The 22672-nt window shown below is 61.5% G+C and carries 19 protein-coding genes; 5 read left to right on the top strand and 14 right to left on the bottom strand.

Going from position 1 to position 22672, the window contains the following annotated elements; genetic code table 11:
- The first annotated feature begins 1 nt into the window (after position 1).
- From nuoL to DY926_RS01490, 5 genes are all read left to right on the top strand, one after another.
- Positions 2 to 1957, top strand: coding sequence for an NADH-quinone oxidoreductase subunit L (gene nuoL / locus DY926_RS01510; RefSeq protein ID WP_116701772.1), 1956 nt, complete (start codon positions 2 to 4; stop codon positions 1955 to 1957).
- A complete protein-coding gene (locus DY926_RS01505) occupies positions 1954 to 3462 on the top strand; it encodes a complex I subunit 4 family protein (protein WP_116701771.1) in 1509 nt (502 codons plus the stop codon). The genes nuoL and DY926_RS01505 overlap by 4 nt, the downstream gene beginning before the upstream one ends.
- The gene (locus DY926_RS01500; protein ID WP_116701770.1) at positions 3459 to 4874 is read left to right on the top strand and encodes an NADH-quinone oxidoreductase subunit N; all 1416 of its coding nucleotides are present in this window, start codon (positions 3459 to 3461) and stop codon (positions 4872 to 4874) included. The genes DY926_RS01505 and DY926_RS01500 overlap by 4 nt, the downstream gene beginning before the upstream one ends.
- A gap of 51 nt (positions 4875 to 4925) precedes the next feature.
- Entirely contained in the window at positions 4926 to 5426 is a 501-nt protein-coding gene (locus DY926_RS01495; protein ID WP_116701769.1) for a CBS domain-containing protein, read from the top strand.
- A 218-nt stretch (positions 5427 to 5644) separates the two neighbouring features.
- Positions 5645 to 7000 (top strand): 8-oxoguanine deaminase, encoded by a 1356-nt coding sequence (locus DY926_RS01490; protein WP_116701768.1) that lies wholly within the window; start codon positions 5645 to 5647, stop codon positions 6998 to 7000.
- A 57-nt stretch (positions 7001 to 7057) separates the two neighbouring features.
- Here the strand turns inward: DY926_RS01490 and DY926_RS01485 are convergent, their stop codons facing one another.
- The 14 genes from DY926_RS01485 to DY926_RS01420 all read right to left on the bottom strand — a co-directional run bounded on the left by DY926_RS01485 (position 7058) and on the right by DY926_RS01420 (position 22290).
- The gene (locus DY926_RS01485; protein WP_116701767.1) at positions 7058 to 8647 is read right to left on the bottom strand and encodes an acyl CoA:acetate/3-ketoacid CoA transferase; all 1590 of its coding nucleotides are present in this window, start codon (positions 8645 to 8647) and stop codon (positions 7058 to 7060) included.
- A 179-nt stretch (positions 8648 to 8826) separates the two neighbouring features.
- Positions 8827 to 9519 carry a TetR/AcrR family transcriptional regulator gene (locus DY926_RS01480; protein WP_116701766.1) on the bottom strand — a complete coding sequence of 231 codons (693 nt, stop codon included), beginning with the start codon at positions 9517 to 9519 and terminating at the stop codon, positions 8827 to 8829.
- A gap of 193 nt (positions 9520 to 9712) precedes the next feature.
- Positions 9713 to 10747: a zinc-dependent alcohol dehydrogenase gene (locus DY926_RS01475; RefSeq protein WP_116701765.1), complete on the bottom strand. Its 1035-nt coding sequence runs from the start codon at positions 10745 to 10747 to the stop codon at positions 9713 to 9715.
- Positions 10748 to 10760: 13 nt separating this feature from the next.
- Entirely contained in the window at positions 10761 to 11717 is a 957-nt protein-coding gene (locus tag DY926_RS01470; protein ID WP_196778560.1) for an ABC transporter permease, read from the bottom strand.
- A complete protein-coding gene (locus DY926_RS01465) occupies positions 11714 to 13219 on the bottom strand; it encodes a sugar ABC transporter ATP-binding protein (protein ID WP_116701763.1) in 1506 nt (501 codons plus the stop codon). The genes DY926_RS01470 and DY926_RS01465 overlap by 4 nt, the downstream gene beginning before the upstream one ends.
- 6 nt (positions 13220 to 13225) lie before the next feature.
- Positions 13226 to 14191 carry an ABC transporter permease gene (locus DY926_RS01460; RefSeq protein WP_116701762.1) on the bottom strand — a complete coding sequence of 322 codons (966 nt, stop codon included), beginning with the start codon at positions 14189 to 14191 and terminating at the stop codon, positions 13226 to 13228.
- A gap of 45 nt (positions 14192 to 14236) precedes the next feature.
- The gene (locus tag DY926_RS01455; RefSeq protein ID WP_116701761.1) at positions 14237 to 15331 is read right to left on the bottom strand and encodes a sugar ABC transporter substrate-binding protein; all 1095 of its coding nucleotides are present in this window, start codon (positions 15329 to 15331) and stop codon (positions 14237 to 14239) included.
- Positions 15332 to 15433: 102 nt separating this feature from the next.
- The gene (locus DY926_RS01450) at positions 15434 to 16477 is read right to left on the bottom strand and encodes an aldo/keto reductase (RefSeq protein WP_116701760.1); all 1044 of its coding nucleotides are present in this window, start codon (positions 16475 to 16477) and stop codon (positions 15434 to 15436) included.
- A 178-nt stretch (positions 16478 to 16655) separates the two neighbouring features.
- A complete protein-coding gene (locus tag DY926_RS01445) occupies positions 16656 to 17591 on the bottom strand; it encodes an FAD-binding protein (protein ID WP_116701759.1) in 936 nt (311 codons plus the stop codon).
- Entirely contained in the window at positions 17591 to 18352 is a 762-nt protein-coding gene (locus DY926_RS01440) for an electron transfer flavoprotein subunit beta/FixA family protein (RefSeq protein WP_116701758.1), read from the bottom strand. Before DY926_RS01440 ends, DY926_RS01445 begins: the two co-directional genes overlap by 1 nt.
- Before the next feature lie 15 nt (positions 18353 to 18367).
- Complete coding sequence (locus DY926_RS01435; protein WP_116701757.1) at positions 18368 to 19225, bottom strand: sugar phosphate isomerase/epimerase family protein; 858 nt, start codon at positions 19223 to 19225, stop codon at positions 18368 to 18370.
- Position 19226: 1 nt separating this feature from the next.
- Positions 19227 to 20375 carry a dihydrodipicolinate synthase family protein gene (locus DY926_RS01430; protein WP_116701756.1) on the bottom strand — a complete coding sequence of 383 codons (1149 nt, stop codon included), beginning with the start codon at positions 20373 to 20375 and terminating at the stop codon, positions 19227 to 19229.
- Positions 20376 to 20383: 8 nt separating this feature from the next.
- Positions 20384 to 21151 (bottom strand): 3-ketoacyl-ACP reductase, encoded by a 768-nt coding sequence (locus DY926_RS01425; RefSeq protein ID WP_116701755.1) that lies wholly within the window; start codon positions 21149 to 21151, stop codon positions 20384 to 20386.
- Positions 21148 to 22290 (bottom strand): acyl-CoA dehydrogenase family protein, encoded by a 1143-nt coding sequence (locus tag DY926_RS01420; protein ID WP_116701754.1) that lies wholly within the window; start codon positions 22288 to 22290, stop codon positions 21148 to 21150. The genes DY926_RS01425 and DY926_RS01420 overlap by 4 nt, the downstream gene beginning before the upstream one ends.
- Positions 22291 to 22672 lie beyond the last annotated feature (382 nt).

Genomic DNA, 22672 nt, shown 5'->3' with positions numbered 1-22672 from the left:
CATGATGTCCCTCCTGCTCCCCTTGGCGGTCCTGTGCCCGCTTGCGGCATCCATCATCGTGTTCCTGTCTGCCGGGCGCCTGTCCGCGCGGGCCGTGGGGGGAGTGGCATGTGGTGGCGTGGGGCTTGCCGCCCTTTCCGCCATCATGCTGGCAACCGGGCTTCTGGCCGGGCCGCCGGGGGGCGTAGTGCATGCTCAACTGTGGGAATGGGTGCGTGTATCCGGTTTTTCAGCGGATATTGTCTTCACGCTGGACCGGATTTCCATGGTCATGATCCTTGTGGTCACGGTCGTTGGCCTGCTGATCCATGTCTATGCCGCACGTTACATGGCGGATGATCCGGGTATTGCGCGCTTTTTTGGCTGCATGACGCTGTTCGTGGCCGCGATGCTCGTGCTGGTGCTGGCATCGGACCTGCTGTGCCTGTTCATCGGGTGGGAGGGGGTGGGCCTGTGTTCCTACCTGCTCATCGGGTTCTGGCATGACGACCCGGCCAATACCGCCGCCGCGCGCAAGGCGTTTTTCATGACCCGTATCGGGGATACCGCCCTGCTGTGCGGCCTGCTGCTGCTGGCCACGCAAGCCGGGTCACTCCGGATCGAACCCATTCTGGCGGCCACCATGGCGGGTCTTGTGCCCTCATTTACCCTTATTGCGGCAGCATCGTTCGTGCTGGTGGGGGCGCTGGCCAAATCGGCCCAGATCCCGTTCCAGACATGGTTGCCCGACGCCATGGCCGGGCCGACACCCACATCCGCACTGATCCATGCCGCCACCATGGTTACGGCGGGGATTTACCTGATTGCGCGGCTGCATGTGCTGTTTGCTGCGGCCCCCGTCGTCATGGCGGTCATGGCCGTGACCGGGGCGCTCACGCTCCTTGTGGCGGCGTGCACGGCGCTGGTGCAATCCGACCTCAAGCGTATTCTTGCATGGTCCACCATCAGTCAGCTTGGCTACATGTTTCTCGCGCTGGGGTGCGGCGCGTGGCAGGCGGCCCTTTTCCACCTGATGACACATGCCTGCTTCAAGGCACTGCTCTTCCTTGCGGCGGGCGCCATCATCATGCGCCTTGGTCATGAACAGGATATTTTCCGCATGGGGGGGCTGCGCCGTACCATGCCGGGGCTGGGCGTGGCCTTTGTGGCCGGGGCGTCCGCGCTAGCGGGTCTGCCGGTGGTGACGGCCGGGTTCTACAGCAAGGAAATGATCCTTGCCGGTGTATGGGGCAGCCGCTTCATGACGCCCCTGTCCGCGCACGTCCTGTGGGCGACGGGATTGCTGGGGGCCTTCCTGACCGCGCTCTATATTTTCCGCTGCGTGTTCATTGTCTTTGCGGGGGAAGGAAAGGGCGCGGTTAGCGGCGGGACGCCGCGCCTCATGGCTGTGCCACTTGCCTGTCTTACCTTCCTCGCCCTGTTCGGGGGGATCATTGAAATGCCGGATGTAATTGCGCCCGTTCACCTGTTTACGGCCCTCCTTTCCCCCTCCGGCCATCCATCACCCATGCACGAACCCGGATGGACCGTGCTGGCAGGCGCGATCGTGCCCCTTGCCGGTCTGGCCGTGGCATGGGTGCTGTGGGGCCGCACGCCCGCCGTCATGCGCGAAATGCCGCAGCAGGCCGCCATTATCCGCCTCGCCCGGCCCGGACACGGCATGGACGTGCTGTATGACCATATTTTCGTACAACCGCTGCGCCTGCTGGTCTGGCTTACGCGACGTGACGTGCCTGACCGCCTGGTTGCGCAGGCAGGCTGGCTGACCCGTAGCGCCAGCATCGCGCTTGCAAAAACCAGAAAGGACATTCTCGACACCGTGGCCCGCCGCACGGCCATAATGACGGCAGAAGGCAGCCTGCTGCTGGGATGGATGCAGAATGGCCGGGTGCGATGGTACGCGGGCTGGGTTGCTGGCGGGCTGTGCGTGGCACTTGCCGTGGTGATGCTGTCATGAACCCGCTTCCCGCGCTTGTGCTGCTGCCCATTGCGGGCGGGGGCGTGGCATGGCTGGCTGGCCGCTCCCGCATGGCGGCGGCGCTGCGTGTGCATGATGCGCCGTGGCGCATCGCACTTATGACACTGGTGCTGGAAACCCTGGTGCTGCTGGTCGCGACCCTGCGCCACCCGGCCCATGCGGAGCCATGGATGGCGCATTTTTCCATGCCATGGGTTCCGACCATGGGTATTGCGGTCAGGCTTGATATGGATGGGCTTTCGCTCGCACTGATCTGGCTGTCCCTTATCCTGTGTCTTGCGTGCCTGTTCCTTGCGACACGTCAGGTCATGGCCAATGGGGGGGTGTTCCATTTCCTCCTGCTTGCGACCCTTGCGGGTGTTATCGGCACGTTCCTTGCCACCGACCTGTTCCTGTTCTTCTTTTTCTGGGAACTGATGCTGGTGCCGATGTTCGTCCTGATTGCCGTATGGGGGCATGAGGACAGGCAGCGCGCAGCGCTGAAATTCTTCCTGTTCACGCAGGGTGGCGGGCTGCTCATGCTGCTCTCCATCCTCGGGCTGGTCATGATGCACTACCGGGCGGATGGGGTGCTGACATTCGACTATTTTGCGCTGGCGGCCACACCACTATCCCCAACGGTGTCCATGCTGCTCATGCTAGGGTTCTTCGCCGCCTTTGCCGTCAAGCTCCCGGTCGTGCCGGTTCATGTCTGGCTACCAGATGCCCATACGCAGGCCCCCACGGCGGCGAGCGTGCTGCTGGCGGGCATCCTGCTCAAGACCGGCGGCTACGGCATGATCCGGTTCAATGTCATGCTCTTTCCCGATGCGGCCGCCCGCTTCGCCCCGCTGGCCATGGGGCTTGGCGTGGCCGGTATCCTTTACGGGGCGTGGCTGTCGTGTTCGCAGGATGATGTCAAACGCCTGATTGCCTATGGCAGCATCAGCCATATGGGGTTTGTGCTGCTGGGCATCTTTTCCAGCTCCCCGATGGGCATGGAGGGGGCGATCGTGCAAATGCTGGCGCACGGGCTGAGTACGGGCGCGCTCTTTCTGGTCGCGGGTTCCATCGAGGAACGCATGCACACGCGCGACATGCGCCGCATTGGCGGATTGTGGGCCGCCATGCCGCGCCTGTCCAGCGCGGGCGTGTTCTTTGCCGTGGCCTCACTCGGCATGCCGGGGCTGGGGAATTTCGCCGGTGAATTCCTGGTCCTGCTGGCAACGTGGCATGTCAGCCCCCCCGTTGCGGTGCTGGCATCGGTGGGGCTGGTGCTTTCGGCCATCTATGCGCTGCGCCTGGTCAACAGCATTTTTCTTGCCCCGCAAGGGGGCAGCCTCCAGCCGATGGCGGATTTTCCGGCCCGGCAGATGATGGCTTTGGGCTGTATCATGGCCTTTCTGGTCGTGCTTGGCCTGTACCCACAGCCTTTCATGACATTTTCCGCGCCTTCCTCCCCTTTCCCCACGACGGCAGCGGGTCGGGAGGGGCACGCATCATGACCCTGCATGATACCTTCCTTCCCTCGCCCCTGCTGGTGCTTTCCGCAGGAATCATGCTCATGCTGGCAGGCATGGCGTGGCGGCGGTCAGTCGTGCGCGGGCTGTCCATCGGGCTTGTGACCGAACTGGTGGCACTGGGCATGGTGACGCACCATACCGGAACAGTGCCTGATGGCAGCATGGGGCTGTTCATTCAGGACCACTGGACAGCCTTCACGGCCATGCTGGTCCTATTCTCCTCCGCCTGCATCCTGCTCATGTCATGGCGTGACCTGACGGATGATGGCGCGCGCCCGGCGGAGGAATATCCCCTGCTTTTGCTGCTGGGCACGCTGGGCGCGACCGCCATGGTGTTCAGCGCCAGTTATGTGCCCTTTTTCCTGGGGCTGGAAATAGTGGGCATTTCCCTTATGGGGCTGGTGGCGTTCAATCATCGCCACTTCATGCGCGGCTGTGAGGCGGCGATGAAATACCTCATCCTTTCGGGCCTGTCCTCCGCCGTGCTGCTTTTTGGCATGGGGCTGGCCTATGCCCTGACCGGGTCGTTGCGGTTTGCACCACCCATACCGGCCGACGGCATGCCGCCCGCCATGGCGATGGTTGCGACGGTCATGATCCTTGTCGGCATGTTCTTCAAACTTTCGGTCGTTCCATTCCATATGTGGCTGCCTGACGTGATGGAGGGCGCGCCGCTTCCCGTGGCCGCCTTCATTGCCGTGGTCTCGAAAATCGCGATATTTTCCACATTCGTGCGGTATTTCGGGACCGGGTCCCTGCCCCCTGCCCTCAACGGCATGCTGTACGCGGTCATCATCCTGACCATTCTGGGGGGCAACCTGCTGGCGCTGCGCCAGAGCAGCCTCACACGGCTCATGGCGTGCTCATCCATTGCGCATGTGGGTTATCTATTGATTGCCTTCCTCTCCCCCGGTCCACTGCAACCCGGCGTCATCACGGTCTATCTGGTGGCCTATACGGTCAGTACGCTGGGTGTGTTCGCCGTCATGTGCGCGTGTTCCCCGTCCCTGTCCCCCAATGGGGCGGCCATTACGCAGTGGGGCGGGCTGTTCTTTACACGTCCCTTTATGGCCACGGCCATGTCGCTCATGCTGCTTTCACTTGCGGGGATTCCGCCCGGTATCGGTTTTTTTGCAAAATTCGGGGTCGCGGCCACCGGTGTCGCACGCCAGCGTGACCTGCTGCTGGGTGCACTGGTAACCGGCAGCATCATGGGGCTGTACTATTACCTGAACATCATCCGCGTCATGATGAAGGCACCTGCCACGCCCGCCACAAAAACGGCCTGGCGCATGGAACCGGAACTGACCACGCTTGTCATCGTTCTGACCATGATCGTGGTGATCGGGGGGCTGTTTCCCGCCCGTATCATCCACCCGTTCCTTCCCGGCTGAATGACGGGAAAAGTCGGGAACACGCCCCGGAAACATGGAAAGGATTTTCCCATGTCCTCACGCGTCTTTCATATCCTGGCCCAGAAGGGCAACAACGTCATTACCGTAAAGGCGGACGACCCGGTACTTGCCGTGGCCGATACGCTTGCGCGGCACAATATTGGCGGTGCGCCCGTTGTTGACCCCGATGGCAGGCTGGTCGGCCTTGTATCGGAAAAGATGATTGTCAACGCGCTGGCGCAAAAGGGCCCGGACATCTCGACCCTGCATGCCGGGGATATCATGCGCACGGACATTCCCACCGCCACGCCGGATGACAGTATCTATGATCTTTCCTGCCGCATGACCTATTCCCGCAGCCGGCACATACCGGTTGTGGAGGATGGAAAGCTGGCGGGCGTGGTCAGCATCGGGGATGTTGTCAAACTCCGCGCGGAAAATGCCGAACAGGAAGCGCGTGAACTGCAGGACTATGTGACAGGCAGCGACCATGCCTCCGTCCAGTCACAAAAGAGCGCACCACTCATGCAGTGTGGGGAGAAAAATGCCTGATCATGCACCCTGATGCCGCCCGCCCCGTGCCGGGCGGGCATTAAGGGCAAGCCCGACCGGAATCGTTGCATTCCGGGTGCGGGCGATGATAGACATGGGCAGTCAACGCCCGTTCGATACCCATACGATGACGATCCGGACCTCGCACCTCCGGTACAGGGCTTCATCGCGACGAGATGGCAGCCATCTCGCAACCGGTATTGAACGAAGGCAGGTCCATGACCGTCGATCTCCTGATTACCGATGCCTACATCTATATTGACCGTGGCCACGAAATTCCCAACGGCTGGATCGCCATAAAGGACGGGCGTGTCCATTCCACCGGCGCCGGGGGCCAGACCCCGCCCGTAGCCAGCCGGGCCATTGACGCGCGTGGCCAGCTTGTCACGCCGGGGCTAATCAATGCCCACCACCACATGTACCAGAACCTGACCCGTTCCTACGCGCCCGTTACCAACGGTACGCTGTTTGAATGGCTTCAGGGCCTGTACCCACTCTGGGCCGGGCTGGATGAGGAATCCGTCTATCTCTCCACCTTTGTCGCGATGGTGGAACTGCTTATGGGCGGGTGCACGACCTCGATGGACCATATGTATGTCCACCCCAGACCCAACCTGATTGATGCACAGTTCCGCTCCGCGCATGAAATCGGCTTCCGTTTCCATGCCACGCGTGGGTCCATGACCCGCTCGGTCGAGGATGGGGGCCTGCCGCCCGCCTCCGTCGTACAGGATGAGGATACGATCCTGGCCGATAGCGAACGGCTGGTCACCAAATTTCACGACCCCGCCCCCGGTGCCATGGACCGTGTGGCGCTGGCCCCGTGCTCGCTGTTCAGCGTATCCGAACGGATCATGCGTGAATCCGCCGCCATGGCCGACAGGCATGACCTGCGCCTGCACACCCACCTTGCGGAAGACCCCGAGGAAGACACCTACTGCGCCGAGGTGTACGGCTGCACCCCGACCGAGTATTTCGAGCGGGTGGGCTGGGCCTCACCCCGGTCATGGGTGGCCCATTACATCTATCCCTCCAGCAGTGAAATCGACCGTCTGGCCCATGCGGGCGTATGTACCGCGCAATGCCCGTGTTCCAACATGATGATTGGCGGCGGCGCGGCGGATGCGATGAACCTGCGCGCCCGTGGCATGCGCGTGGGGCTGGGGTGTGATGGTTCGGCCTCGACCGATCATGCCTCCATGTGGCTGGAAACCCGCATGGCGCTGCTACTTGGGCGCTTCAGGAACGGCCCGCATTCCATGTCCGCGCGCGATGCGCTGGACATGGCGACACGGGGCGGCGCCGCCTGTCTGGGCCGCGAAGATGAACTGGGCCACCTGCGCGTGGGTGCCTGCGCGGATCTGGTGATCTGGAAAATGTCGGAGGTTGCGCTGGCCGGTGCGCTGACCGACCCGGTGGAGGCGTGGCTGCGCTGCGCGCCCGCCGTAGCGGGCACGACCATCGTCAACGGGAAAATCCTGGTGGAAGATGGCGTGCCCCGCCTGTCCGGCCTGAACGAGGTCCTGCGCGCCCATATGCACGAGGCCCGTCGCATCCAGCGGCTGACCGACTGACACGGCCAAAGCATCCGCCCATCCCGGTCATGGCCGGGATGGGACAGGTGCCATTCCTCACGCCGCGACGCGGGAGCCGTGGGTGGGGATTTTACCATCGGGCTGGAACAGGGCCGCATCCATCAGGCGCAGCGTGGGCGAGACCAGAAGGCTCGCCTGCGCCTGATCGAGCACCTGCGTCTGCAGGTCAATGCCCGGTGCGATTTCCGTCACCATCAGCCCGTCCGGGGTCAGTTGCATGACGCAGCGCTCCGTCACATACAGCACCTCCTGCCCCTGCGCGACCGCGCGCGGGCCGGAGAAGGAAATCTGTTCAAGCTCGTCCACGATCTTGGGAATCCGCCCCTCGCGCTCGATCACCAGCCGACCATCCACGATGTCGAATTTCGCGCCTGCGTTGAAATAACCCGAAAAGACGATCCTGCGCGCACGCGACGTAATATCGACAAACCCACCCGACCCCGCCGTTACATGCGGCCGCGCGGACAGTTTCGAGACATTCACCGACCCGTTGCCCGCGATCTGGAGGAAGGAGAGAAGCGACACATCAAACCCGCCTGCCTGAAAATAGGTGAACTGGTGGGGCGATGCGACAAAGGCTTCGGCGTTGGATGAACAGCCGAATTTGAAATCAAGCAGCGGAATCCCGCCAACAGCCCCCTGCTCGATCACCCATGTCACCTCGCCATGGCGGCCTTCCTCCAGCAGGATACGCGGTACATTGGCCGATATGCCAAAGCCTATGTTCACCGCCCATCCCGGCCTGAGTTCGCGCGCCACGCGCCGCGCCATGACCTTGGCCGCATCAAACGGCGGCAGCGTAAAACTGTCGATCGGACGGAACACCTCACCCGAAATGGCGGGGTCGTACGGGGTGGCCGTGGTCTGTAGCTGGTTGGGGGCTTCAACCACATAATCCACCAGAATACCCGGCACACGCACGTCATGAGGGCGCAGTGTGCCGGACTGGGCTACGTATTTGACCTGTGCAATCACGATACCGCCACTGTTATGGGCGGCCAGCGCCAGTTCCATGGCACCAAGATAGGCGCCTTCGTGCTCGAATGTCAGGTTGCCGCGCTCATCGGCGGTGCTGGCGCGGATAATGGCCACATCGGGCTGGATGGCGGGAAAATACAGCCAGTCCTCGCCCTGGAATTCCACCCGGCTGACAAGCGGTTTCTCACGCGCGGCGTCATTCATGGCGCAGCCTTCGTGCGCAGGATCGACAAATGTATCCAGCCCCACCTTTGTCAGCACGCCGGGGCGCATTGCCGCCCCTTCGCGCAGGATGTCGAATATGATGCCGCTGGGCACGTTATAGGCCGCGATCTCATTACGCCCCAGCATCTGGCGGATCAGCGGCGGCTCGGCCGATGACGGGCCGGAAGGGTAGGACCCGCCGATAATACGGGAAATCAGACCCGGTTGCGCAAGGTGGTCCACCCCCCGGGTCCCGAACATGTCGCCCGCGGCGATGGGGTGGATTGTCGTGATATTGCGGGGCGCGCCTTCCGTGCGGAACCGCTCGCCAATGGCGGCCAGAACCGCATCGGGGCAGCACAGCCCGCTGGAGGAATTCACGGCAACGACGGCATTATCCCCGATTAACGCGGCGGCGGCGGCAGCGCTTCTTGTTTTTGACATACCGAACCTCTTTCACCACATATAACTATCTGGTTATTTATATGTATGGGCCGGGCTGATCTCAAGCGCTATCGCCCTGTCAGCACCCGACCCACGCGCATGTGAATGACCGGCACACAGGCTGTTACCAACATGTGGCCTGACCAGTGGACCATATAACCTGTGGGGGAATAAAAGGTTTATTTACAGACCGTTCTGACAACCGTTTCAATATTGAACTCAAGCCGCCTGCGCAGCATTTCGGGCTCCATGAAGTCACATTCAAAGATGATGGAGCCGGTAAAACGGTTTGTGATGTAATAATACCCGATGGCCGCAATCGTTATGTTCAGTTGCATGGCGTCAATGCCGGGCCGGAACACACCCGCCTTTTCCCCGCGCGCCAGCAGGGTCTCCATCATGTCCAGCCGGTTCCGGCTGATGACGGGCAGGACTTCGGAACCGTGGAGATGCACGGCTTTCTGCAGGTTCTCGTTATTGACCAAAGTCAGGAAATCAGGATTGTCCAGATAATACTGCCATGTGAACCTGACCAGCGTTTCAAGTGCTGTTTTCGGGTCCAGATGGTTCAGCCTGAGTGACTGCTCGGCCACGCATATATCCGTATAGGCATCTTCCAGCACACGTTCGAACAGTGCTTCCTTGCTACCGAAATAATGGTAGATCATGCGCTTATTGGCTTCGGCCTTTTCGGCTATGATATCAACACGCGCGCCAGCCAGTCCGTTCATGGCGAATTCCTGCCTGGCAGCCTGCAGGATGCGGCGCTGCGTGGCCTCCGCATCGCGCGCATGCGTCACGACGGGTTTTCTGCCGGATGCCTTCCTGCCCTGTGCCGCTGCCTGTCTGGTGGTGTTCGACACTTTTGGCATGGTTTCTCCTTGGGCTGATACGGGCCCGGGCTGGCAGTGGCTGGCGGAATATACGCCCCGATGCCCCTCCTGTTAGCCTGTCGCACCCTAAGTAACAAGGCATTTACCTGCCATGAAAACCTCCAGCGTCCATACCGGATACATCACCGGCGGGCATCGGGCCTGCTGCTTTATGTCACTACGTTCCTGTTTTTCAGGCAGGCGGCGCGATCTGGACTTTCAGGATTTCAGGTCTGTCTTTCAACGTATCAAATGCCTGCTGTATCCGCTCAAGCGGTACAATGGCGCGTGTAAAGGCGTCCACCTGAAAACGGCCATGTGTCAGCAGGGTCAGGGCGTCATGCATGTCCTGACCCATCCCGGCCACCGACCCCTTTATCGAATTTTCCTTAAGGATCATGTCCAGTATCTTCAGCGGGACAGTGTCATCGGGGCCGGTAATACCAAAGGCCGCGACATGGCCACCGGGCCGGATCAGGTCAAACGCGCGGGCGTACAGCGCGGGTGAACCGATGCTTTCAATCACGATATCCGCGCCCCGGCCACCCGTATGCATTTTCACGACATCCGTCATCTGCGCCGGATCGGTAATGACGACATCCGCCCCCGCCCGTGCCGCAAGGTCCGCGCGTTCGGGGGAGAGTTCAACGGCAATGACCGGCGCCGCCCCGATCAGCCGCATCATCTGGATGTGCAGGTTACCGACCGGCCCTGCCCCCAGCACCACCACGGACTGGCCAAAGGTGGCCCCCGCCTTGCGCGCCGCACGGACCACGCAGGCCACGGGTTCGGTCAGGGCCAGCACCTCGGCTGCCGTATCCTGCGGGGCAGGAATGATCTGCCGGGCGGGAACACGGACATACTGGGCAAAACCGCCATCACGATGGATGCCGATCTGGCTGACCTCGCTACAGTTCAGGATCTCGTTGCGGCGGCAGAAGTAACAGTGGCCACAGCCGACATTGATGTCCGCCACCACCCTCTGCCCCACCTGCAGCCCCGTAACCCGCGCGCCCAGACGCGCCAGCGTTCCGCTGAACTCATGCCCCGGGATGAGCGGCAGCCTGTCCGCCACGTAATGCCCCTGGAATATATGGACATCGGTGCCGCAGATTCCGCAGCGCTCCACCTTTACCAGCACGTCATCAGGCCCGGTTTCGGGTATGGGCACGTCCCTGACCTCGAAATGGCCGGGGGCGACCAGCACGGCGGCCTGCATGGTTTCCATTATGCCTCTCCCATTATTTTACGATCCGCATTTTTGAGCGGTCTATTGTTGTCGCGATTGCGATGATCAGGACCACGCCGAAGAAAATCTGCTGGCCGGTTGCCGGAATACTGAAATAGATCATGCTGGCGCGCACCACTGCGACGATCATGGTCCCGATCAGGGTATTCAGCACACCGCCCACGCCGCCGGTCAGTGGCGTGCCGCCCACAAGAACGGCCACGATGGCGGGCAGCAGGAACCCCTCCGCCAATGTGGGGGAACCGCCGGACAGCCGGACCGAAAACACCAGCCCCGCAAGAGCCGCGAACATGCCGGACAGTGCAAAGGCAAGAACCCTGTACCGCTCCGCACGGATGCCCGAGGCAATAACGGCAGGCTCGGCCGCGCCAATCGCCTTGAATGTCCGCCCCGGCACCATCCGTACCTGGATGAACCACGCGGCTGCGACGATCAGAAGCGCCAGCACAAGGGCATGCGGAATGCCCGCCGTCTGCCCCACCAGCCAGCCAAAGGCATGCAGCCGCTGCGCCATGTCCATATGCAGCGCCTGCTGGCCCGATGCATACTGCCCTACAGATAGTGCGATCCCGCCCACGGCCAGCGTGGAAATGAAGGAAGGCACCTTCAGCCGCGTCGTCACCACGCCCGACACCGCGCCGGCCACAAGGCCCGCCACGATCACCAGCAGTCCCGCGCCGACACCAAGAGCCGGCAGGGAAATGGTGGCCAGCACGGTCGCCATATTGGCGATGGACTGGGAAGACAGGTCTATGCCGCCAATATAGATGACAAAGGTCATGCCCACGGCCATGATGAGCAGCGGCACGAAATCGGACGCCAGATTGACCAGATTTTCCGGGGCAAGGAAATTGATGTCCTTCATCCCCACCACCAGCAGCACGCTGACCAGCGTGATCCACGGGAAATGACGCCGCATCCGTTCGGTCAGGGTCAGATCGCCACTCACACCATGTGCTGGATGAGATCGTAAAGGGACGGCTTTGCGCCCGGCTGACAGTTGAACCATTTCCTGATTTCCCCGTCTTTTATGACAGCAATGGTGTGACTGAGGCCAATGGCCTCTTCCAGCGTATCCGCGACCAGGATGATCCCCACGCCCGCGGCGGACATGTCACGGATCATGCCGTACACATCCACCTTCGCCCCGATGTCGAGGCCACGCGTGGGGTGGTCGAGCAGAATGATTTCCGAGCCGCCGCTACGCCATTTCGCCAGCACGACCTTCTGCTGGTTGCCCCCTGACAGGTTGCCGCAATCCGCGTATTCGGATGGCACCTTGATGGAGAGCTTCCCGATCCATTCACGCGCCAGCGCCCGTTCGGCCCCGATATCGAGAACACCACCCCTTGAATAGTTCCGCATCTGCGACAGGGTCATGTTCTCAAACACGTTCATGCCGCTCGCGATCCCCTCGACCTTGCGCTCCCGGGGCACGTAGCCCACGCCATGGGCGACACTGCGCGCGGGGCTGAAGGCGCGCATCGGCTCGCCACGTATGCGCAGCGTGCCCTTTTCGGGTTTCAGCATGCCGAATATCGTGCGCAGGATCGGCTCCCGGCCTGATCCCTCCACCCCGACAAGGGCAAGCACCTCACCCGCATGGAGCCTGAGGGAAACATCGTTACCGCGCCCGGCAATCCTGACATGGTCGAGTTCCAGCAGGACCTTGTCCTCATCATACGGGGCCTGCCTGTCCTCTCGGTAATATTCGGTGTTGATGTCGCGACCGACCATTTTCTTCTGGATGGTGCCGATATCGGCGTGCCTTGCGTCAAGGACATCCACGACCGACCCGTCCTTGAGCACATAGATGCGGTCGGACAGGTCAATGATTTCATCCAGCCGATGGGAGACGAATATGAACGAAGCCCGCCTGCGCAGCGCCCGCACCACGCTGAACAGCAGGTCGATCTCATCACGCGACAGGACGGATGTCGGCTCATCCAGCAGGATGACAAGCCTGCCCTCCACCCGTTCTTCAAGCGCGAGGACCTTGGCCAGTTCCACAAGCTGGCGCTGGGCGAAGGTCAGGTGCGATGTAATGGTGGCCGGGTCAATGTCCAGCTTCACCTTGGCCAGTTGCCTGCGCGCGGCCTGCGCCATCTTCTTCCACCTGATCGCGCCGAACCGGACAAAGGGTTTTTCAAAGCCCAGAAAGATGTTTTCCATGACCGTAAGGTTGGGGATCAGGGACTGTTCCTGGTACACCATGCCCACGCCCATCTTCATGGCATCACGCGGGCTGCGGAAATTCACGGCCGCGCCATCCACCAGCACGCTCCCGGCATCATGCTGGACCGCGCCGTACATCACCTTCATCAGGGTGGACTTGCCCGCGCCGTTTTCCCCCACCAGGCCGATGATCTCCCCATCATCAATACGGAAATCCACGCCCTTGAGCACATGCACGCCCATATAGCGCTTTTCGACATTCTTCAGCTCGAACATGACATTCTACTTTACGAATGAGAGGGACTGCCGGTTGGTGGACAGATAGACCGCGGCAATGACCAGAAGCCCGAGAACACCGTCCTGGAAGTAGTCAGCCAGCCCGATCACGACCATGCCGTTGCCGATGACATTCACGATCAGCACGCCCACCAGCGTGTTCCACACGCCACCGGCCCCGCCCCGCAGCGCGGTTCCCCCCACCACGACCGAGGTGATGGACATGAACATGAAATTGCGGCCCGTCTCGGTCTCGGCAATGCCAAGCCGCGCCACCGCGAAGATCGCGCCCAGCGCATAGAACACACCCGCCAGCACAAAGCCGATAATGCGCAGCCGCCCCACATCCAGCCCGGATGCCCGCGCCAGATCCTCCGCCCCGCCCACGGCATAGAAATTGCGCCCCATGGTGGTGTGGTCCTGAATGAACCACGCCACCAGCAGGCAGCCCAGCGCTGCATAGGCCATGAGGGGAAAGCCCCAGACCCGCACCGTCAGCAGGGAGCGGAAAAGCGGATCATCAATCAGTATCCGGTTGCCGCCCGTAATCAGCAGTGACAGCCCGATCCCCACAAACCCCAGCGAAAGGCTGGCCATGAAGGACGGAATCCTGAGCATGACATGCACCATGCCATTCACTGCCCCCAGTGCCGCGCCAACCAGCAGCGCACCCGGAATGGCCACCCACCCCCACCCGGCAATCGAACCGCCAAGCGCGTTGAGCGCAAGCGCGAACAGCACCGCGCAGACCGCGACCGTCCCCTCCATGGACAGGTCGATCGACCCCATCAGGATGACAAACGTCACCCCGACCGCAACCATGAGCGCAGGCGTGGCGGAAATGGCGATGCGGGCGAAGTTGCGCAGCGAGAGGAAGTTGGGATTGACCACCGTAAAAAACAGGCACAACCCCACAAGCACGAGAAGCGGCACCCATTTCCTGAGGGCATCCATGGCCAGGAACCTGTTCATTGATCCAGCCTCGTTCCATTTTCAGAAGTGATTTTTATTATTGTTTTACTTACTGGCCAGCGCCCAGAAGTTCTTCCAGTCGTATTGCGGGTTGGTGTCGATATACCTGGCCTTGAACTCACGTGCATCTTTGGTCGTGACCAGGATGGTGGGGCCAAGGAATTCACGGTGTTCGTGCGGTTCCGCCGATGGCTTGAATGCCCCGGTCGCAGCGTAATAGGCCAGTGCTGCCGTAATTCCCCCCGCCCAGTAGGGATTGGTGAAAACGGTGGCCAGAATCTTGCCCTGTGTCACCAGTTCCACCGCCTGGGGGTTGCCGTCATAGGATACGACGGGCATGTCCTCGATCCCTTCGGCACGCAGGGCCTCGATCACGCCATAGGCCATGGTGTCACTGGCGCAGTGCACGCCCTTGATTGAATCCCCATAGCGCGTAAGGAAGCCCGACATGACCTGATTGGCCTTCTGCGTATCCCAGTCGGCCGCCTGCACGGCCAGCAACTGGATGTTCGGATAGGCCTTCAGCGCATTGCGGAACCCCGCAAGGCGCTCGATCGCCGGATTGTTCGAGGCGATGCCACCCAGATGCACGACGCCGCCCTTGCCCCCCATGGCGTCGAACAGCACGCGGGCGGTCTGCTCGGACGGGCCGACATCGGACCATGTCATGTGCGATACGTAATTATCGCCAAAATCCCACGGGTGCAGGTCATCGGTCTTGTTCCAGATGGTGGAAACATAGGCCCCTGCCTTGCTGACCGCCTCGACCACGGGGCGGCAGTTGGGCATATCGTTCGGGTCCACCGCCAGCGCGACACCACTGCCATAGCGTGAAAGCAGAGACTGGATATCGGCCAGTGACTTTTCACTCGAGCCTTCATTTATCAGGTTGATCAGGGCGCTTTCGGGCATGCCAAGGCTCCGGACAAAGGCATTGCCCCCCGATACGATGGCATTCCAGTACGGATTTGTCCGGTCGCGGTAGCTCCACGCAATCCGGGGGTTGGCAGTTACGGCCCCTGCCCGGCCCGGCCCGGCCGCAGCACCCAGCACCGCCCCGCACAGCCCGTAGGCCGACATGAGCAGGAGGTTACGCCGGTGGAGCGTCTGCCGCTCCACATACTCCTTGATGAACGACATATCTGTCTCCGGGACGTCTTGTTTGGGAAAATGCCGTTATGTCCGGCATGTTTTACGACGCTCTTGGTATCGAACCAGATAGTTACAATTATACGCGCTACATTATCGGGAAACATCATGGGCAAGGTCGTGTTGCGGCACGGGCGCATCCACGCGCAATAGCCCACGTTCCTTCAGCGCGCCCCAGAATTCCGCAGGGATAGGATAACGGAACCAGCCAAGGTTCTGCTCAAGCTGCGCGATATTGCGCGTGCCAGCACAGAATGTAGGAATGGCGGGATGCGCCACCACGAACTGGAGGGCAGCAGCGGGGAGCGGAACATCATATTCCCGACACACCGCCTCGATCCGGGCAACACGTTTCATGATATGGTCGGGCGCGGGCGCGTAATTGTACTTTGCCCCCGCAACCGCGCCGGTGGCGAGTATGCCTGAATTAAACCCGCCACCTACCACAACCGCCACGCCCTGGCGTTCACACAGCGGCAGGAACCGGTCAAGCGCATCCTGCTCCAGCAATGTGTAGCGCCCGGCCAGCAGGCAGCAGTCAAAATCATGCTGCCGGATGGCTTCGTAACATACCTCCCATTCATTCACCCCCACCCCGATGGCCCTGACGGCACCCTCATCACGTAGCCGTTCCAGGGCGCGCCAGCATCCATCCATGGCCTGCCGGAAGACTTCGGGCTGGTTTTCACCATGGGTGAAGCGGTCGATGTCGTGGATGAAGATAATATCAATCCGCTCCAGCGCGAGACGTTGCAGCGAATCTTCAAACGCACGCATCGTCCCGTCATAGCTGTAGTCAAAATCCATGGTGTTGGGGGCTGCGTTGTTCCACGGCGTGAAATCAATATCCGCACGCCTGCCAGCATGCAGGACACGCCCCACCTTGGACGCAACCACGAAATCATCGCGGTTTTTCCACCGCAGCGCATGCCCCAGCCGCAGTTCCGCAAGCCCGTGGCCATACATGGGCGCGGTATCATAGAACCGGATGCCCGCATCCCATGCGTGGCGGATCATGTCCCCGGCAACGCCTTCATCCACTTCGCGCATGAAGTTGCCAAGCGGCGCGGTTCCGAAAGCAAAGGCCGTTACGTCAAAATCACAACGGCCAAACCTATGTTTTTCATCAGGGTTCATAGCCTGTCATCCTGTTCTTGCGCCACGCCGTGCTATCTGCCGTGGCTTCTTTTTCTGGACGGCTGTCATTCCTGTATAAACCCCATAACCCCTGCTTACGTTTCATCCTCACAGGAAAATGGGCATGAATTATTCTGTGCAGTTTGCTCCCCGCCAAGTATTCCGGCCGTAAGCCTGCTTACAGTTTTGCCGTAAGCTCGGGCACGATGGAAAAGAGATCCCCGACCAGCGCGTAATCGGCCACCCTGAAAATGGGGGCATCCGCATCCTTGTTGATGGCGACAATGACCCGGGAATCCTTCATTCCGGCCAGGTGCTGGATCGCGCCGGAAATACCGACCGCAAAATACAGGTCGGGCGCGACAACCTTGCCCGTCTGCCCCACCTGCCAGTCATTGGGTGCGTATCCAAGGTCCACCGCCGCACGGCTTGCGCCCACGGCCGCCCCGATCCTGTCGGCCAGTTTCACGATATCGCCAAACCGTTCGCGCGAACCAACCCCACGCCCGCCCGATACAACCACCCGCGCCGATGTCAGTTCGGGCCGTTCCGATACAACCGTGCTGTCCTCAACCCATGTGGAAAGCTGCGGATCGGGCACCGTGGGCACGGCCTCGATCGGTGCGGCCTCTCCCTTTTCCTCTCCCACCGCATGGAATACCGAGGTCCGTATGGTCAGGAGCCTGATCGGGTCATCTGATACGACGGTCTGCACGGCGTTGCCCGCGTAAACAGGGCGATCAAATGTCGCGGCATCCCGTATGGCAATGACATCCGTTATCACCATGACATCAAGCAACGCGGCGGCACGGGGCAGGATGTTCCTGAAACATGCCGTGGCTGGCGCCGCGATATGGGTGTAACCGGCGGCAAGGGACGCAATGAGTGCCGCCGCAGGCTCGGCCAGCCCATGGGCCAGCATATCCCCCTGCGCCAGCAGCACGCGCCGCACACCATCCAGCCGCGCGGCCTGCCGCGCCGCACTGTCGCCTTCCCCCACCATGACGAGGACATCGATCCCGTCCCCAAGCGGGGCTAGCGCGGACAGGGCTTTCGCCACCGCATCGACCACCAGGTGCCCGTTATTGACTTCGGCAAGCAGCAGAACAGACATCAGATGACCCCCGCTTCGTTTTTCAGTTTCTCTATCAGTTCATCAACCGACGCCACGCGCGCGCCAGCGCCGCGCTGGGGTGGCTCGACCGTGCGCACCACCTTCAGCCGGGGGCTGGCGTCAATGCCCAGACTGGCGAGGGCGTGTTCCTCCAGCGGCTTTTTCTTCGCTTTCATGATGTTGGGCAGGGAGACATAGCGCGGTTCATTCAGCCGCAGGTCAGCAGTCATGACCGCAGGCAGGCGAACGCGGATGGTCTGCAGCCCCCCATCCACCTCCCGTGTGACGATGGCGTTCCCGTCCACGATCTGGAGGGCCGAGGCAAAGGTCGCCTGCCCCCAGCCCAGCAGGCCCGCAAGCATCTGCCCCGTTGCATTCATGTCGTTATCAATGGCCTGCTTGCCCGCAATGACCAGATCGGGGCTTTCCTGCCGGACAATGCGCGCAAGGATCTTCGCCACGGCCAGGGGCTCGATATCGTGGTTCACATCCACTGTCGCCTCGATCAGGATCGCGCGGTCAGCGCCCATGGCCAGCGCGGTGCGCAGCACGTCCCTTGCCTGCGCCACCCCGATGGAAACGACAATGACCTCGGAGGCGATGCCCCTTTCCTTCAGCCGGACCGCCTCTTCCACCGCGATCTCGTCAAACGGGTTCAGGGACATCCTGACATTCGCCAGATCGACCCCGGAACCATCCATGCGGACACGGACCTTCACGTTGTAGTCGATCACACGCTTTACCGGGACAAGGATTTTCATGGTTTCCTCGCAGATTCAGCATACCGTGCGGAAGCGTTCGACCATCACGTCCAGAACCTCCGCCGGGTCACGCTTCCACCAGTTGGTTGCGGAGAAGATTTCGACCTCGCACATGCCGTCATACCCGGCCTGTTCCACCGCTGCGCGAATAGTGGCGATATCGGCCACGCCATCGCCCATCATGCCACGGTCAAGCAGCACATCCGTCGTATGGGCCAGCCAATCACACAGATGAAACCCGAAGATACGCCTGCCCGCGCGCGCAAGCTGGCGTGGCAGGTCGGTATCCCACCAGACATGATAGACATCGATCGCCACGCCCAGATTTTCCGCATTGATCTGGTCGCACATATCCAGCGCATCGCGCGTGGTTGTCAGGCAGGAGCGATCCCCGCCATAGACGGGATGCAGCGGTTCCAGCGCCAGCCTGACACCCGCCGCCGCCGCATAGGACGCTGCCGTTGCGACATATTCCGCCACAAGGCCAAGGCTGGTGGCCACACCCTTCGTTCCCGGCTGTACGCCACCGACCACAATGGTCAGGATGTCAGCACCCAGCTCCGCCGTCTGGTCAATCGCTGCACGGAAATCATCCACCACGTCGTCCCGCCGTACCGGCGCAAGTGGCCCCACCAAGAACGGCGCGCGACACAGGCCGACCACCTTTATGCCGACAGCACGCGCATGGGCGGCAACGGCCGCTTCCCGCCCCGCGACCTCCCTGCGCCACAGCACGATCCCGCCAATGCCGCGCGCCACACAGGCATCCATGGTCCGTTCCGGCGACCAGCCAGCCCCGGCCCCCGCCACGTTATGGCCAAGCGTTGCGGTATTGAGCGCAAGGGCGGAAATGTCATGACGGAAATCACGCATCTCATGCCCCGTACACTGCCAGCAGGGATTTCATGCGGTGCACGGCCAGTTCAGGCTCACGCAACAGGCCACAGCCATCCGCCAGCCTGAATATCTCCGTAAAATAGGGCAGCGGCCGCATGGCCTGCGCACCGTTGAGCATGATGAAATGATCCTGAAAGCCATTCAGCCATGCAAGAAACACCACACCCGTCTTGTAATACTGGGTTGGCGCGCGAAAGATCAGCCGCGCCAGCGGTACGGTGGGGTCAAGTATGGCGCGAAACCCCGCAGCGTCCCCCGCCCCCAGCCTACTGACCGCCTGTGCCGCGGCAATGGCCAGCGGATCAAAAATGCCCAGCAGCGCATGGCTGAACCCCTGCGCATCCCCCTCGATGAGTTCGGGGTAATTGAAGTCATCCCCCGTGTACATCCGCACGCCCGCGGGCAGGCGGCGGCGCATGATGATCTCCTTTTCCTTGTCCAGCAGGGAGATCTTGATGCCGTCAATGCGCGACCTGTTTTCCCCGATGATGGACAGCACCGTTTCCAGCGCGCCCGAGAAATCATCCGTGCCCCAGTATCCCTTCAGCGCCGGGTCGAACATGTCCCCCAGCCAGTGCAGGATGACGGGGGCATCCGCGCTGGCCAGCACGGTGCGATAGACCCGGATGTAATCATCGGGCGTTTTCGCCACCTGAACGAGCGCGCGGCTGGCCATGAGGATAATGCGCCCGCCAACCGCCTGAATGGCCTCGGCCTGTTCAAGATAGGCGCGGATGACCTGATCGACGGATGTAACGTCACGCGGATCAAGCTGGTCGGTCCCGCAACCGTTCGCCACCAGCGCATCAGGCAGTTCGGCCCTTGTGCGTCGGATCAGTTCAAGCGAGCGGGACCAGTCCAGCCCCATGCCACGCTGTGCGGTGTCCATTGCCTCGGCAATGCCAAGCCCCAGGCTGGCAAGGTGGCGGCGGAAGGCCAGCGTCGTATCCCAGTCAATCGCGGCCTGCCCGGAGGGATCGGTCGCGGCAAACGGGTCCGCCGTGACATGGGCCGCCGAATAGACAACCCGCACCGGGTCGGGCGGCAGCACGGTTGGGGGGAGTGGCGTTCCGGCCAGAAGGTAGTCCACCTTCCGCCCGGTCTGGTCAGGCAGTGCGATTTTCATGACAGTTCTCAGAAACGGGGCACAAGCATTCCGGCATCAGCCGAAATGACCTGCCCGGTCGTGTAGGGAAGCTTGCCGGTTGCAAGGGTCGCGATAATGCCGCCCATGTCCTCGGGCGTGCCGATGCGTGGCATCAGCGTCAGGCCATCTTCCGCGCGCTGGCGGTACGTCCCGATGACCGATGCGGTCATGTCGGTTGCGATCAGGCCGGGCTGCACATCGTAAACGGCAATGTTTTCCGGGCCGAGCCTGACCGCAAAGGCCTTTGATACCATGGCCGCCGCCGCTTTCGATGCACAGTATTCGGCCCGCTGCACCGCCACGGCCATGGCGTTGGACGATGTAACATTCACAATGGAATAAAACAGTTCCGCATCACGCCTGCGCCCGAGCAGGCGGCGGGCAAAGGCCTGTGACAGGAAAAACAGCGCGCGGGCGTTGATGGCGTGGCAACGGTCCCAGCTCGCCTCCGTCACATCAAGCAGGTCGCCGCGCTGGAGCACGCCCACACCGGCGTTATTGACCAGCGTGGTCAACGGGCCAAGCTGGTCTTCTATCCGCGCCAGACTGTCCGCATGCACGCTGACATCACCCACATCAAACGCCGCCGCCATGATCGGCGCGCCAAGGGACTGCATCTGCCCGATTGCCGCATGCAGTTCCTCGTCTTCCACCGGGCCATTGACCGCCACCGCGAAACCGGCCTGCGCAAGGGCCTGCGCCGCAGCAAGGCCGATCCCGCGTGACGACCCGGTAACAAGGGCCACCTGTCTCATGCGCGGGCACCCTTTTTCAGCAGTTCACGCGCGATGATCATGCGCTGGATCTGGTTGGTGCCTTCATAGATCTGCGTAATCTTGGCATCGCGATACAGGCGTTCGACCTCAAAGCCGCGAATATAGCCCGACCCGCCAAACACCTGCACCGCATCAGCCGTGCGGGCAACCGCCATGTCACCCGCAAAGCATTTGGCCATGGAACATGAACGTGTCGCGTCAAGCCCACGGTCGATCTTGACGGCGGCCGAATGGACCAGCAGGCGCGCGGCCTCGATATCCTTCGCCATATCGGCCAGCAGCCATTGCACGCCCTGAAATTCGGATATCTGCCTGCCAAACTGCTTGCGCGTGGCCGCGTAATCCACGGCGGCTTCAAGCCCCGCCTGCGCAATGCCGACCGCAAGTGCTGCAATCCCGACGCGCCCCTTGTCCAGCACGCTCATCATCATATGGAACCCGCGCCCGGCCTGCCCCAGCAGGGCATCAGACCCAAGGCGCACATCGGAAAAGGTAAGGCCGCCAACCTGGCTGGCGCGCTGCCCCATCTTATGCTCCTTCGGCCCGCGCTCCACACCCTGGGCATGAAGATCAACGACAAAGATCGACATGCCACGATTGCCTGCCTCCCTGTCCGTGCGGGCGAGGACAAAGCCGGTATCAGCTATGGGAGCGTTATGAATCCACAGCTTTCCGCCATTAAGGACCCAGCCATCCCCATCCTTTTCAGCCGTTGTGCGGATGCCCGAGACATCCGTCCCGGCCTCCGCCTCGGTAATGCAGTACGCCACCTTGCGCTGCATGCTGATCACTTCGGGCAGCATCTTCTGCTGCGTAGGCGTGCCATGGCGGACCAGCAGCGTGGAAATCAGCTCAACCAGACCGCACTGATCCGCCACGCTGGCATAGCCGCGTGAGAGTTCCTCCATCACCACGGCATAGGTCAGCGTATCGAATCCGGGGCCGCCCAGTTCTTCCGGAACGCCAATTCCGAACAGGCCGACCTTTGCCATCTCATCGTATATTTCAGAGGGGAAGCGCTCGTCGCGGTCCAGTGCCTCGGCGGCGGGGCGGATGACTTCCTCGGCGAAAGCGCGCGCGGTGTCGCGCACCTGTTCCTGTGTCTCGTTCAGATACATTCCGGCAATTCCTGCTCTTATATGAACTAACTGGTTACATACATTCTTCACCCCTGAATGGCAAGTACAAATACGGGCGTCTATTTTTTGTTTTCCTGTGTTTTTAAATAATAACGATCACATGCAAGTGTTCGTGCGATGATCCGTATTACAGAATTTTCCACAGAGTGCCGGTTTCCCGCCAGCATGTCGCCGCCAGCCGGGCCGACATTGTGGCCAGACGGATTCCCGATGCTATCCATATTTTTTAGATATACCTAAAGATCACATAAATATGAATTAACCCTGTGGTCTGTACCCTCTATCACATACGTAACCAGATGGTGCATCCCAGATGATGCATCAGGTGATGTTGTCCCGAATAAGTCCCACCGGCTCGAAC

The organism is Komagataeibacter melaceti, assembly GCF_003403295.1.
Classification (GTDB): Bacteria; Pseudomonadota; Alphaproteobacteria; order Acetobacterales; family Acetobacteraceae; genus Komagataeibacter; species Komagataeibacter melaceti.
The sequence above is the reverse complement of the archived record's forward strand: the minus strand, read 5'-3'. Positions and strand labels throughout refer to the sequence as shown.

What these genes read in the sequence shown, in the direction of transcription:
- DY926_RS01430 (WP_116701756.1), bottom strand. Translation starts at nt 20,375, where the DNA reads ATGAAAATCGCACTGCCTGACCAGACCGGGCGGAAGGTGGACTACCTT.
- DY926_RS01460 (WP_116701762.1), bottom strand. Translation starts at nt 14,191, where the DNA reads ATGAACAGGTTCCTGGCCATGGATGCCCTCAGGAAATGGGTGCCGCTT.
- DY926_RS01450 (WP_116701760.1), bottom strand. Translation starts at nt 16,477, where the DNA reads ATGAACCCTGATGAAAAACATAGGTTTGGCCGTTGTGATTTTGACGTA.
- DY926_RS01490 (WP_116701768.1), top strand. Translation starts at nt 5,645, where the DNA reads ATGACCGTCGATCTCCTGATTACCGATGCCTACATCTATATTGACCGT.
- DY926_RS01475 (WP_116701765.1), bottom strand. Translation starts at nt 10,747, where the DNA reads ATGGAAACCATGCAGGCCGCCGTGCTGGTCGCCCCCGGCCATTTCGAG.
- DY926_RS01465 (WP_116701763.1), bottom strand. Translation starts at nt 13,219, where the DNA reads ATGTTCGAGCTGAAGAATGTCGAAAAGCGCTATATGGGCGTGCATGTG.
- DY926_RS01435 (WP_116701757.1), bottom strand. Translation starts at nt 19,225, where the DNA reads ATGCGTGATTTCCGTCATGACATTTCCGCCCTTGCGCTCAATACCGCA.
- DY926_RS01440 (WP_116701758.1), bottom strand. Translation starts at nt 18,352, where the DNA reads ATGAAAATCCTTGTCCCGGTAAAGCGTGTGATCGACTACAACGTGAAG.
- nuoL (WP_116701772.1), top strand. Translation starts at nt 2, where the DNA reads ATGATGTCCCTCCTGCTCCCCTTGGCGGTCCTGTGCCCGCTTGCGGCA.
- DY926_RS01500 (WP_116701770.1), top strand. Translation starts at nt 3,459, where the DNA reads ATGACCCTGCATGATACCTTCCTTCCCTCGCCCCTGCTGGTGCTTTCC.
- DY926_RS01420 (WP_116701754.1), bottom strand. Translation starts at nt 22,290, where the DNA reads ATGTATCTGAACGAGACACAGGAACAGGTGCGCGACACCGCGCGCGCT.
- DY926_RS01455 (WP_116701761.1), bottom strand. Translation starts at nt 15,331, where the DNA reads ATGTCGTTCATCAAGGAGTATGTGGAGCGGCAGACGCTCCACCGGCGT.
- DY926_RS01445 (WP_116701759.1), bottom strand. Translation starts at nt 17,591, where the DNA reads ATGTCTGTTCTGCTGCTTGCCGAAGTCAATAACGGGCACCTGGTGGTC.
- DY926_RS01495 (WP_116701769.1), top strand. Translation starts at nt 4,926, where the DNA reads ATGTCCTCACGCGTCTTTCATATCCTGGCCCAGAAGGGCAACAACGTC.
- DY926_RS01485 (WP_116701767.1), bottom strand. Translation starts at nt 8,647, where the DNA reads ATGTCAAAAACAAGAAGCGCTGCCGCCGCCGCCGCGTTAATCGGGGAT.
- DY926_RS01505 (WP_116701771.1), top strand. Translation starts at nt 1,954, where the DNA reads ATGAACCCGCTTCCCGCGCTTGTGCTGCTGCCCATTGCGGGCGGGGGC.
- DY926_RS01425 (WP_116701755.1), bottom strand. Translation starts at nt 21,151, where the DNA reads ATGAGACAGGTGGCCCTTGTTACCGGGTCGTCACGCGGGATCGGCCTT.
- DY926_RS01480 (WP_116701766.1), bottom strand. Translation starts at nt 9,519, where the DNA reads ATGCCAAAAGTGTCGAACACCACCAGACAGGCAGCGGCACAGGGCAGG.